12 protein-coding genes and 1 pseudogene are annotated in these 11,405 nt (G+C 70.2%); 5 read left to right on the top strand and 8 right to left on the bottom strand.

The features are described 5' to 3' along the window. Positions 1-113: 113 nt before the first annotated feature. A complete protein-coding gene (locus FHR84_RS01585) occupies positions 114-482 on the bottom strand; it encodes a hypothetical protein (RefSeq protein ID WP_179533619.1) in 369 nt (122 codons plus the stop codon). A gap of 202 nt (positions 483-684) precedes the next feature. Here FHR84_RS01585 and FHR84_RS01590 point away from each other — a divergent pair, with 202 nt between their 5' ends. Genes FHR84_RS01590 through rraA form a run of 3 tightly spaced genes read left to right on the top strand, consistent with a single transcriptional unit; the run spans position 685 to position 2,720 of the window. After that, positions 685-1,554, top strand: coding sequence for a metallophosphoesterase family protein (locus FHR84_RS01590; RefSeq protein ID WP_179533620.1), 870 nt, complete (start codon positions 685-687; stop codon positions 1,552-1,554). Further along, positions 1,551-2,219, top strand: coding sequence for a 4'-phosphopantetheinyl transferase superfamily protein (locus FHR84_RS01595; RefSeq protein WP_179533621.1), 669 nt, complete (start codon positions 1,551-1,553; stop codon positions 2,217-2,219). The genes FHR84_RS01590 and FHR84_RS01595 overlap by 4 nt, the downstream gene beginning before the upstream one ends. A gap of 18 nt (positions 2,220-2,237) precedes the next feature. Further along, positions 2,238-2,720, top strand: a complete 483-nt coding sequence (gene rraA / locus FHR84_RS01600) for a ribonuclease E activity regulator RraA (RefSeq protein ID WP_179533622.1) — start codon at positions 2,238-2,240, stop codon at positions 2,718-2,720. A gap of 166 nt (positions 2,721-2,886) precedes the next feature. Here the strand turns inward: rraA and FHR84_RS01605 are convergent, their stop codons facing one another. Continuing rightward, positions 2,887-3,435 (bottom strand): VapC50 family PIN domain-containing toxin, encoded by a 549-nt coding sequence (locus FHR84_RS01605; protein WP_179533623.1) that lies wholly within the window; start codon positions 3,433-3,435, stop codon positions 2,887-2,889. 9 nt (positions 3,436-3,444) lie between these two features. Then, positions 3,445-3,912, bottom strand: a complete 468-nt coding sequence (locus FHR84_RS01610; RefSeq protein WP_246300088.1) for a helix-turn-helix domain-containing protein — start codon at positions 3,910-3,912, stop codon at positions 3,445-3,447. Between the two features lie 156 nt (positions 3,913-4,068). Here FHR84_RS01610 and FHR84_RS22695 point away from each other — a divergent pair. Continuing rightward, positions 4,069-4,293: pseudogene (locus FHR84_RS22695) on the top strand (RraA family protein); the annotation flags it as partial. Positions 4,294-4,470: 177 nt separating this feature from the next. Then, positions 4,471-4,872 (top strand): VOC family protein, encoded by a 402-nt coding sequence (locus FHR84_RS01620; protein ID WP_179533625.1) that lies wholly within the window; start codon positions 4,471-4,473, stop codon positions 4,870-4,872. Between the two features lie 275 nt (positions 4,873-5,147). Here the strand turns inward: FHR84_RS01620 and pgl are convergent, their stop codons facing one another. The 5 genes from pgl to tal all read right to left on the bottom strand — a co-directional run bounded on the left by pgl (position 5,148) and on the right by tal (position 11,352). Next, positions 5,148-5,948, bottom strand: a complete 801-nt coding sequence (pgl, locus tag FHR84_RS01625) for a 6-phosphogluconolactonase (protein WP_179533626.1) — start codon at positions 5,946-5,948, stop codon at positions 5,148-5,150. Further along, a complete protein-coding gene (gene opcA, locus FHR84_RS01630) occupies positions 5,945-6,919 on the bottom strand; it encodes a glucose-6-phosphate dehydrogenase assembly protein OpcA (RefSeq protein WP_179533627.1) in 975 nt (324 codons plus the stop codon). Before opcA ends, pgl begins: the two co-directional genes overlap by 4 nt. Next, positions 6,916-8,445: a glucose-6-phosphate dehydrogenase gene (zwf, locus tag FHR84_RS01635; RefSeq protein WP_179533628.1), complete on the bottom strand. Its 1,530-nt coding sequence runs from the start codon at positions 8,443-8,445 to the stop codon at positions 6,916-6,918. Before zwf ends, opcA begins: the two co-directional genes overlap by 4 nt. 29 nt (positions 8,446-8,474) lie before the next feature. Next, positions 8,475-10,100: a glucose-6-phosphate isomerase gene (locus FHR84_RS01640; protein ID WP_179533629.1), complete on the bottom strand. Its 1,626-nt coding sequence runs from the start codon at positions 10,098-10,100 to the stop codon at positions 8,475-8,477. Between the two features lie 145 nt (positions 10,101-10,245). After that, positions 10,246-11,352 carry a transaldolase gene (gene tal, locus FHR84_RS01645; protein ID WP_179533630.1) on the bottom strand — a complete coding sequence of 369 codons (1,107 nt, stop codon included), beginning with the start codon at positions 11,350-11,352 and terminating at the stop codon, positions 10,246-10,248. Positions 11,353-11,405 lie beyond the last annotated feature (53 nt).

Here is an 11,405-nt window from a genome sequence, read left to right on the forward strand (position 1 = left end):
TTGCACGGCCGGGCCGCTCGCCGCGTAGCCGCTACTCAAGAGCGAGCCCAACACAGCAAGGCGCCGACTCACGTGACGGCTACCCGACCACCCGAGCAAGTCGCTTCGCAAAACTAAGGGAGGAGTTCGTTGATGAATTGGGTGGCCTGCCGGTAGTTCTCGTAGGCCTCGGGATCGTCCGGCCCGCCGGACTCGAGCATCTCCTCGTAGGCCCGGGCCTGGGCGGACATGGCGTTGTGCAGCAGCAGGGCCTGCTGGCGGAACTCGTCGAGCGTGGCCCGCAACGTCTCGCTGCCCGTGCCGAGCTCGTCCAGCTCGTCCAGCGCGGGCTGCTGCCGCGGGTGCATCCGCTCGGCCAGCAGCAGCCAGCCCGCGGACTGGCTGCGCAGCGTCTCGGCGAAACCGGGTTCCCGCCCGCCGTCCGTGCCGCGCCCGTCCGGCGCGGATCCGTCCCGGTCCTCGTGCTCGCCGACCTCGTCCATGACCCGATCCTGCCACGGCCCCTCCGCACCGCCGGACGTCGCTCGGCCGGGCGAGCGGGCGCCCACGGCGCCGAATCCGGCCCGGGGGCGGTGATGCCCGGACCGCTCGCCCGTCGACGGCGTGAAGCGCGGCTGTCAACACCGGTGCGGTGTGTAGCACGTCCTCTCCCGCGCGCGACGACCGGCCGGTAGGGTCTGGCGCATGGCGGCGCCGTCGTTGCTCGCGACCAGCGATCTGCACGTCTCCCACCGGGACAACCGCCCGGTGCTGGACACGATCAGGCCTCACACCGACGAGGACTGGCTCATCGTGGCCGGGGACGTCGCCGAGAAGACGGACACGATCCGTTGGGCCCTCGAACTGCTGCGCGAGCGGTTCGCCAAGGTCGTCTGGGTCCCCGGCAACCACGAACTGTGGACCCCGGCCGACGACGAGGTGTCCGCGCGCGGCGTCGAACGCTACGACCACCTGGTGCGGATGTGCCGCGAACTGGACGTGACCACCCCCGAGGACCCCTACCCCGTGTGGCGGGACGGGGAGCGGGAGGTCGTGATCGTCCCGCTGTTCGTGCTCTACGACTACAGCTTCCGCACCCCCGGCACCACCGCCGCGGAGGCGTTGGAACACGCCTACGAGACCAGGGTGGTGTGCACCGACGAGGTGCTGCTGCACCCCGATCCGCACGAGTCGCGGACGGCGTGGTGCCACGACCGGGTGAGGCGAACCCTGCCCCGGTTGGAAGCCATCCCCGAGGACCTGCCGACCGTGCTGGTCTCGCACTGGCCGCTGCACCGCGACCCCACCAGGAGGCTGTACTACCCGCAGTTCGGAATCTGGTGCGGCACCGAACTCACCGCCGACTGGCACCTGCGCTTCCGCGCGCTGGCCGAGGTCCACGGTCACCTGCACATCCCGGTGACCGACCGGATCGACGGGGTGCCGTTCGAGGAGGTCTCGCTCGGTTATCCGCGGGAGTGGCGCAGACGCGGAGGCCCGGGGGAGCCGCTGCACAGCATTCTGCCGCCCGCGGGCGAACGCACCTTCGAGGAACTGGTGAGGGCCCACCGGTGATCGAGCGAATCCTGCCGGAGGGGGTGGTGTCCTCCGAGACGTTCGGCGACGACCCGCGGGCGCGGCTGCTGCCGGAGGAGGAGCCGTCCGTCGCCAGAGCCGTGCACAAGCGCAGGCGGGAGTTCACCGTGGCGCGCGGCTGCGCGCGCCGCGCGCTGGCCGGGCTCGGCTACGGCGAGATCGCCGTCCCCAGTGGAACGAACCGGGAACCGCTCTGGCCGGAGGGCGTGGTCGGCAGCATCACGCACTGCACCGGGTACTGCGCCTCAGCCGTCGCGCGGGAAGGCGTGGTTCGCTCGCTGGGTATCGACGCCGAGACCGACGGTGAGCTGCCCCCGGGGGTGCTCGAACAGGTGACCGTCGAGCGGGAGCGGGAACTGCTGTCGCGGCTGCCCGCCGACCGGAGCTGGGACCGCCTGCTGTTCAGCGCGAAGGAGAGCGTGTACAAGGCGTGGTTCCCGCTGACGGGTCGCTGGCTCGGTTTCACCGACGCGTTCGTGAGCTTCGGGCCCGACGGTGGTTTCCGCGCCGAACTGACCGCCCCTCCCGTCGAAACCGCGCACGGGACGCTCACGGGGTTCACCGGCGGATCCGTGTCCGAGGCCGGATTCGTGGCCACGGCCGTGGTCGTCCGCGCCGGTGATCCCTACCTGACGACCAGCTGATACGAAAGGCATTCGACCATGACGACAACCACGGCGGACCTCGCCGACCGCGACGGGGAAGACGTGCGCAGCTGCGATCTGCAGCTGTGCCGTTTCGGCACCCGCCAGGTCTTCTCCGGGCCGATCCGGACGGTGCGGTGCTTCCAGGACAACGCGCTGCTCAAGAAGACGCTGTCCGAGCCGGGAGAGGGGGCCGTGCTCGTCGTCGACGGTGCGGGCTCGGTGCACACGGCGCTGGTGGGCGACCTCATCGCCGAACTCGGGAGGTCCAACGGGTGGAGCGGGATCGTCGTCAACGGCGCGATCCGCGACTCCGCCGTCATCGACGGGATGGAGTTCGGTGTCAGAGCGCTGGGCACGAATCCGCGCAAGAGCTCCAAGAGCGGTGCCGGAGAGGCGGACGTGACCGTGGAGTTCGGAGGGGTGCGGTTCGTCCCGGGCGAGTACCTGCTCAGCGATCACGACGGTGTGGTGGTGAGCCGGACCCCGGTCGAATCGTGACGCGTGCCGGCCCCGGCGGGACCGTCGTCCTTTCTTTCGTGGGAACCAGCCGGGGCTCCTGGTCCCTCGCTCCGTCGGGAGCGTGCTCTCCTGAGGTTCGGACCGGGGGGCGGTCCCACCGGGCCGGGACAGCACAGCTGGTCAGTCCGCTCCGGGCAGGAGGCGGTCACTGCTGGTGGCGCGGAATCTCGGCGGCGAACTTCGGTAGGCCGGTGCGTTCGAGGCGGTTCATCAAGCCCGCGATCGTGGTGGGCTCCCTGGTGTAGGCGCTGACTTGCCGGGCCAGGCAGGCCATGACCCGCGCCGGGTAGAGGTCGAGCTGGTCGAGCAGGAACTCGTCGGGGTGCACGGCCTCGATCGCGTACGGCTTCAGCGCTTGCTCGGGGAAGTGGCGCAGGTTCGCGGTGACGACCACGGCGGCGTTTCCCCGCACGGCGGCCGCCAGCACATGACGATCGCCTTCGTCGTTGGTCATGGCCGGTATCAAGGACTCGTAGCCGGTGACCTCGGCATCGGTGAAGTGACGCCGCATGTTGCGCAGCCGATGGTCGGCTTGCGCCTCGGAAGTCATCCTGACCAGGTTGCGGTGCAATTCCTCAAGCACGTCGGCGGACCACAGCGGGCGGTACGTCTCCGCTGAGGCCAGCCGCAGCAGGGTGTCGTTGAGATACCCCGGAACGAGGACGCACGTGTCCAGGAAGGCGGGGAAGGCCACCGCGGGCTCCTACTCCTGTGGCAGTGGCTGCAGGGTGTCGTCGTGGAAACCGGCTTCCTGGCCGGCGGCGCCCATCTCGTCGAGCGCTTCCTCTCGTTCCTGCCACGTGTGATTCCGGTAGGCCACGACATCTTTCAACCGCACCTTCCGGTGACGGCCGTGCAGCACGTAGGGAATCTCGCCCGCCTCGAGCCGTTTGATCAATGTCGGTCGCGAGATCCCCAGCAGGTCGGCCGCCTCCTGGGTGGTCAGCATCGTGTTGTGCGGGGCCACCGTGATGGCCAATCCCTGCGACATCGCGCTGACGACATCACGCAATGCCTGGAACACGGGATCGGGCAACTCGATCTCGCTGCCATCCGGCCCCAGCAGCAGGGCGTGTTCGCCCTGCTCGTCGCGGGCCAGTTGCTTGGCCAGCGCGCCCAACAGGTTCTGCTCCTCCCCGGCATCCGGAGGTAGCACAGTCTGGTCCTGCATCGTCGCGGTCATCGGTGACCCTCCCTCGATGCACAGCGGTCCGCGCGGACCACTCGTTTCCTGACACGTGCCAGTGTACACGCTTACTCGAAAAATTCGAAAACTTTGGATCTTGCGAGGTCGCGCCCTCCCGTGGCGTCATCGCATCGACCGTGGTGGGGCGGGATCGTCGTCAACGGCGCGATCCGCGACTCCGCCGTCATCGACGGGATGGAGTTCGGTGTCAGAGCGCTGGGCACGAATCCGCGCAAGAGCTCCAAGAGCGGTGCCGGAGAGGCGGACGTGACCGTGGAGTTCGGAGGGGTGCGGTTCGTCCCGGGCGAGTACCTGCTCAGCGATCACGACGGTGTGGTGGTGAGCCGGACCCCGGTCGAATCGTGACGCGTGCCGGTTCCGGCGGACCGGCCGGAGACCCTGGCCCGAACGTGTGAGCGGGAGGGCCCGCCCCGGATTCCTTCATCGGAAAGGGGCCCGCGAGCGTGTTCGTGGACCGGTGCGGCCGGAGACGGGCCCTACCGTTGGTTCGGAAGAACTCTTCGGCGGGTGCGAGGTTTCCCGATGATCACCAATCCCAAGTTCGTCGTCCTCTACGCGGAGAACCAGCAGCGGGTGCTCGACTTCTGCACGGAAACGCTCGGATTCGAGGTGCAGGCCGACGCGGCCTACGGCGAGAGCTCCCGCTGGATCGAGGTGCGAATCCCGGAAGCGACGACGTACCTGGTGATCGCGGAGGGCGATCCGGAGGTTCGCGGGCTCGTGCGCAGGCGGCTGGGCGAGATGAGCCACGTGTGGTTCGACTGCGACGACCTCGACGCGACGTTCACGTCCCTGGCGGGACGGGGAGTGCGTTTTCCGGTGGAGCCGCAGCCCGCGCCGTGGGACCCCAGCGGGCAGACCCGCTGGGCGCAGTTCGCCGACCCGGAGGGCACGTTGTACGGGCTGACCCAGCGCGGCGCTTGAGGACGCCGCGGGCCTCCGTCCGAGCGCGGCGTTTCGCGCGGGACCGGCCCTCCGGAGTCGCTCCGGGAAGGACGTTTCGCGCGGAATCGTCAAAAGTTATGGGCACGACCCGAGGCGGGATTTTCGGGGCGGCGGATTCGCGATCACCGGAACGCGACGGCCACCCGGCTCACCAGAGCCGGTGCCCCGGCCCACGGTCGTCGGCGGGCCGAGGACCGTGGGACCGGAGCAGTTCGTCAGGGCGTCCTTAGCGGACGGCGTCCCGGCAGGCAGCATCACGGCGGGGTGGTGCCCTGCTCCGGCGTCGCCGGAGCGGTCACCGCCGCCGACTCGGCCGCGGCCTGACGGTCCAACAGCCACAGCGTGCGCTGCCTGCCGCGGGCACCGGCCGCCGGAACGTCGACGGCGTGCGCGCCGCCCAGCGCCCGCGCCACCGCCTCCGCCTTGCCCGCGCCACCGGTCATCAACCACACCTCGGAGGCGGCCCCGATCGTGGGCAGCGTCAGCGAGATCCGTTCCGCGGGGGGCTTCGGGCAGTCGTGCACCCCGAGCACCACGTGCTCGGTGTCCCGCACGTAAGGGGTGGCGGGGAACAGCGAAGCGGTGTGCCCCTCCTCGCCGACACCAAGCATCAGCACGTCGAACCGGGGAACCGGCGCGGCCGAGCCCGTCTCGGCGAGCGCGCCGAGCACGGCGGCGTAGTGCTCCGCTGCCGCGTCCACATCGGAACCGAACCGGCCGTCCGAGGGAGCCATCGGGTGCACCCGGCGCGGATCGACCGGAACGTGGTCCAGCAGGGCCTCGCGGGCCTGGGTCTCGTTGCGCTCACCGTCGCCTTCGGGGAGGAAGCGCTCGTCCCCCCAGAACACGTTCACCGCGGACCAGTCCACGGCCGCGTGCGCGGGCGACTCCCGCACCTTGCGCAGCACCCCGATACCCGTGCCGCCGCCGGTCAGCACGATCGAGGCGAAACCCCGCGCCTGCTGGGCGTCCACGATCCTGGTGATCAGCCGCGCGGCGGCGGCCTCGGTCAGCACGTCCGTGTCGGAGTGCACCATGATCTCGTCGTTGCTCATGACTGCTGCCCCGCGGACACCGGTTCGGACTCCTCGGCGTGCTCGTCCGGGTCCTCGCGAACGACCTCGGACAGCCCGCGCAGGGTGCTCTCGTAGATCTCGTCCGGTCCCAGCCTGCGCAGCTCCTCGGCCAGGCAGTCCCGGACGGCGCGGCGTTCCAGCGCGACCCTGCGGTCGGGCTGGCCCGGCTGGGTGAGGTAGCCGATCTTGCCGTCCGGGCGGACCACCTCGACGTTGCCGCTCGGACGCTCCAGCACGGCGGAGACGATCCCCGGCCCCTCCCGGTTCACCTTCCGGTGAACCGGGATGTCCAGGCTGGACGCGAGCCAGCCCGCCAGCAGGTCGGTGGACGGGGAGTCGGCCTCGCCGGAGACGGTGGCGCCCCGGATCGGCTCGAACGGCGGCTGGTCCAGGGCCGCGGCGAGCAGGGCCCGCCACGAGGTCAGCCGGGTCCAGGCCAGATCGGTGTCGCCGTCCACATAGGACCTGGTTCTGGCGCCGAGCGCGTCGATCGGGTCGGGCTCGGCGGCGGCGTCGGTGATCCTGCGGTGGGCCAGCTCCCCGACCGGGTCCTTGGCCGGGTACTCGGGGGAGTCGTTGGGCCACCAGGCCACCACCGGGGCGTCCGGGAGCAGCAGCGGCACGACGGAAGCAGCCCCCTCCTCGGCCAACTCGCCGTACACCCGCAGGACCACGACCTCCGAGGCGCCCGCGTCGCCCCCGATGCGGATCTGCGCGTCGAGCCTGGCCGCGGCCTGCCGTGCGCCCTTGGCGACCACGATCACCCGCGCCGGGTGTTCCCGGCTGGCCTCGTTGGCCGCCTGGATGGCCTGTTCGGTCTCCGAGCTGTCGTCGGTGACGATGACCAGTGTCAGCACCCTGCCGAGTGCTACGGCACCACCGGACTCCCGCAGCTCGACCATCTTCTTGTTGACCTGCGAGGTGGTGGTGGAGGGCAGATCGACGATCACGGCCGCCTCCAGACTCGTCCAGTGCGGGCCAGCATCGTCTCAGCCGACGGTGGCCCCCAGCTTCCTGCCTTGTACTTCTCCGGGTACCCGTGTTGGGCCCAGTAGTCCAGAATCGGGTCGAGGATCTGCCAGGACAGCTCCACTTCCTCGTTCACGGGGAACAGCGAGGGCTCGCCGAGCAGCACGTCCAGCAGCAGCCGCTCGTAGGCCTCGGGCGAGGATTCGGTGAAGGAGTGCCCGTAGCCGAAGTCCATCGTCACGTCGCGCACCTCCATCGAGGTGCCCGGCACCTTGGCCCCGAACCTCATGGTGACGCCCTCGTCCGGCTGCACCCGGATCACCAGCGCGTTCTGACCGAGCTCCTCGGTCATGGTGTCGTCGAACGGCAGGTGGGGCGCGCGCTTGAACACCACGGCGATCTCGGTGACCCGCCTGCCGAGCCGCTTGCCGGTGCGCAGGTAGAACGGCACCCCGGCCCAACGGCGGTTCTCGATCTCCAGGGTGATCGCCGCGAAGGTCTCCGTCTTGGAGTCGGAGGCGAAACCGCCCTCCTCGTGGAGCCCGGGAACCTGCTGGCCGCCCTGCCAACCGCCGGTGTACTGGCCGCGCGCCGTGGTCTGGGCGAACGGTCCGACCGGTTTGGTGGCCGAGAGCACCTTGCTCTTCTCCGCGCGCAGGTCGCCCGGGGAGAACGAGAGCGGCTCCTCCATGGCGGTCAGCGCGAGCAGCTGGAGCAGGTGGTTCTGGATCACGTCGCGGGCGGCGCCGATCCCGTCGTAGTAGCCCGCGCGACCGCCGAGCCCGATGTCCTCGGACATGGTTATCTGCACGTGGTCGACGTAGTGGGCGTTCCACAGCGGTTCGAACAGCTGGTTGGCGAAGCGCAGCGCGAGGATGTTCTGCACCGTCTCCTTGCCGAGGTAGTGGTCGATGCGGAACACCGAGTCCTCGGGGAAGACCTCGTTGACGGTCCGGTTGAGTTCCTTCGCGCTTTCCAGGTCGTGCCCGAAGGGCTTCTCGATCACGACCCGGCGCCACTCGTCCTCGGTCTGCTCGGCGAGCCCCGAGTGGGACAGGTTGGTCAGCACGGTCTGGAACGCCCCCGGCGGGACCGAGAGGTAGAAGGCGTGGTTGCCCCCGGTGCCGCGCTCCTCGTCGAGCTCCTTGATCGTCCGACTCAGTCGCTCGAACGTGCCCGGGTCGTCGAAGCTGCCGGAGACGAAGCGGATGCCCTCGGCGAGCCGGTCCCAGACGGCCTGGTGGAAGGGGGTGCGCGCGTTCTCCTTGACCGCCTCGTAGACGACGTCGCCGAAGTCCTGGTTCTCCCACTCCCGCCGGGCCACGCCGGTGAGGGCGAACCCCGGGGGCAGCAGCCCCCGGTTGGAGAGATCGTAGATGGCCGGCATCAGCTTCTTGCGCGACAGGTCGCCGGTGACCCCGAATATGGTCAGACCGGCCGGTCCCGCGATGCGCGGCAACCGCTTGTCCCTGGGGTCGCGCAGTGGATTGTGCTCAGGGGAGCTCACGTCTCGTCCTTTCCTGCTAGAGCCGCGCCTCAGCCGGCCGCACGCAAATCCTGCACCGCCTTGACCAGTTCCACCAGTCCGGCGGCGCGGTCGGTCAGGTGCAGGCGGAGCACCGGCCGGTTCTGCTGCGCGAGGACCTGGCCGTCCCCGAGCGCCTGCGCGCGCTGCAGACCGGCCAGGGTGTAGGGACGCCCGGGGACGTCCAGATCCGCTCCGGGACTGCCCGTCACCTGGAGGAAGACCCCGTTCTGGTGCCCGCCCTTGTGGTACTGGCCGGTGGAGTGCAGAAAGCGCGGTCCCCAGCCGAAGGTCGTCTGCAGACCACTGCGCCGGGACAGCTCTGGTCGCAGCACGGTGATCGAGGCGTCGTCGAGACGGTCCAGATAGGCCTGCACGGCCAGGTAGCCGCTGCTCGGGGCGATGGCGACCAGGGACCGCAGCGCCTCGGCCACGGTCCCGACCCCGGGGGAGAGCCAGTCACCCGAGGGGTGGACCTCGATCGAACCGTCCACCACCGCCGGGGTGGCGATCGGTCCGCCTGCCGGGCCGTCCAGCAGGCTGCGCGCGGCCTCCTTGGCGGCTTCGACATCGGGCTGGTCGAACGGGTTGATCCCGAGCAGCCTGCCCGCCAGCGCCGTGGCGAACTCCCAGAGCAGCATCATTCCCCCGAGCGGGCCCCGGGTGCTGATCGAGGCGGTTCCGTCCGGCGGACCGACGGCGACCGGGGTGGCGTCCCCACCCGCGGTGGCGAAGCCGGTGGCCTCCACGTTCTCCACCGGAACGGGAAGCAGCCCGATCCCCGACTTGCCGGTGGACTCGGCGATCAGCTGTTCCACCCAGTCGCTGAAGCCGACGATCCCGGAGCCGCTGTCGGCGAGGACGACCTTCTCCGCGCCGTTCCCGTGGGCGGCGGCCAGTGCGGCGGAGAGCCGGATCGCCGGGTTGGACTCGTCATCGGAGGCGAGTGCGGGGAAGGCGGCCGCGGCGTCGTCGAGCAGTCCGGCGATGTCGGCTCCGGCCAGCCCGGCCGGAACCAGCCCGAAGGCGCTCAGCGCGGAGTAACGTCCCCCGACGTTCGGGTCCGCGGCGAAGACCTTGCGGTAGCCGGACTCCTCGGCCAGCTCCTGCAGCGGCGAGCCCGGATCGGTCACCACGACCATGCGGCGGGCCGGGTCGATGCCCTCCTCGGAAAAGGCCTGCTCGAAGATCCGCCGGTGGCAGTCGGTCTCCACCGTGGTCCCCGACTTGGAGGAGACGACCACGACCGTGCGGTCCAGCTCGCCCTCCAGGGCGTCGGAGACCTGGGCCGGGTCCGTCGTGTCGAGCACGACCAGCGAGGTCCCCGCGGTCGCGGTGATGACCTCGGGAGCCAGCGAGGAACCGCCCATGCCGGCGAGCACCACGCGGTGCAGCCCCTCCTCGTGCAGCTCCGCGCGCAGTGCGTCGATCTCGGCGAGCAGCCCGCGGGACGTTTCGTGCAACGTCGTCCACGACAGTCGCGCGGACGCCTCCTCCTCGGCGTCCGTTCCCCAGAGCGTCGGATCTCCGGCGGCGAGCTTGCTCGCGGCCCGGTCGTTGACCAGCCGCTGGACCAGGGACTCGGCCTCCCGTGCCAGCGAAGGATCGGCGATCTCGGCCGAGGTTTCAGTCGTCATACGGTTCCTTCGCGTTCGATCGTCAACACGTGACGAAAAGGTGCACACGTTGACAGGCGGCCGCCGGTTCCTCCGACCGGGCGGCCGCCTGCGTCCGGGCGGTGACCCGTCCACGGGCCGCGGCACGTGGACGGGCCGACCGCTGCTACCGAGCCTGTTCGAGCTGCTGCGAGACCGTCTGGAGCAGCTCCTCCCAGGACTTCTCGAACTTCTCCACGCCCTCGCGTTCGAGGACGGCGTACACGTCGTCCAGGTCGATTCCCGCCTCGGCGAGGGAGTCGAAGACCTCCTGGGACGCGGCGGCCGTGCCACGAACCGTGTCACCCACGATGTTGCCGTGATCGGCGGTCGCGTACAACGTGGACTCGGGCATGGTGTTGACCGTGTGCGGGGCCACCAGCTCGTCGACGTAACGGGTGTCGGAGTAGGCGGGCTCCTTGACTCCCGTGGACGCCCAGAGCGGACGCTGCCGGTTGGCGCCGGCCTGCTCCAGCGCCTGCCAACGCGATCCGGTGAACGTCTCCTCGTAGGCGGAGTAGGCCAGCCGGGCGTTGGCGATGGCGGCCCTGCCGTACAGGTGCTCGGAGGCCCCCATGGCCTTCAACCGCTTGTCGATCTCCGAGTCGACCCTGGAGACGAAGAACGAGGCCACGGAGTGGATCCGGCTGATGTCGTGACCGTTGTCCTTGGCCCGCTCCAGGCCCGCCATGAACGCGTCCATGACCTCCCGGTAGCGCTGCACCGAGAAGATCAGCGTCACGTTCACGCTCACGCCCTCCGCGAGGGTGCGGGTGATGGCGGGGAGTCCCTCCGGGGTGGCCGGGATCTTGACGAACATGTTCGGCCGGTCCACGGCCTTGGCCAGCTCCAGGGCCTCGGTGACCGTGCGTTCGGTGTCGTGCGCCAGCCGGGGATCGACCTCGAGCGAGATCCTGCCGTCCTCGCCGCCGGTCGCCTTGTGCACGTCACGGAAGACGTCGGCCGCCTCCCGGATGTCCCTGGTCGTGAGTTCGCGCACGGCCTCGTCCACGCCCGCCCCGCGGGCGGCGAGCTCGTTGATCTGCTCGCGGTACTCCTCCGCGTCGGACATGGCGCTCGCGAAGATCGTGGGGTTGCTGGTCACCCCGACGAGGTTGTAGTCCTTGATCAGCTCGGCGAGGTTGCCGGAGTTGATCCGCTGCCTGGACAGGTCGTCCAGCCAGACGGCCACACCGGCGTCGCTGAGCGCCTGCAGGTTGCTGTTGCCGCTCACTAGTTACCTCCGTCGTTCGCAGCATTGCGGGTCGGTTGGCGTGCGCCCGTGGG

This window comes from Actinopolyspora biskrensis (genome assembly GCF_013408175.1).
GTDB classification, from domain to species: domain Bacteria; phylum Actinomycetota; class Actinomycetes; order Mycobacteriales; family Pseudonocardiaceae; genus Actinopolyspora; species Actinopolyspora biskrensis.

Bases quoted from the DNA above. Each gene is read 5' to 3' on its own strand.
- FHR84_RS01585 (WP_179533619.1), bottom strand. From the start codon at position 482: ATGGACGAGGTCGGCGAGCACGAGGACCGGGACGGATCCGCGCCGGAC.
- FHR84_RS01590 (WP_179533620.1), top strand. From the start codon at position 685: ATGGCGGCGCCGTCGTTGCTCGCGACCAGCGATCTGCACGTCTCCCAC.
- rraA (WP_179533622.1), top strand. From the start codon at position 2,238: ATGACGACAACCACGGCGGACCTCGCCGACCGCGACGGGGAAGACGTG.
- FHR84_RS01610 (WP_246300088.1), bottom strand. From the start codon at position 3,912: ATGCAGGACCAGACTGTGCTACCTCCGGATGCCGGGGAGGAGCAGAAC.
- FHR84_RS01620 (WP_179533625.1), top strand. From the start codon at position 4,471: ATGATCACCAATCCCAAGTTCGTCGTCCTCTACGCGGAGAACCAGCAG.
- pgl (WP_179533626.1), bottom strand. From the start codon at position 5,948: ATGAGCAACGACGAGATCATGGTGCACTCCGACACGGACGTGCTGACC.
- FHR84_RS01640 (WP_179533629.1), bottom strand. From the start codon at position 10,100: ATGACGACTGAAACCTCGGCCGAGATCGCCGATCCTTCGCTGGCACGG.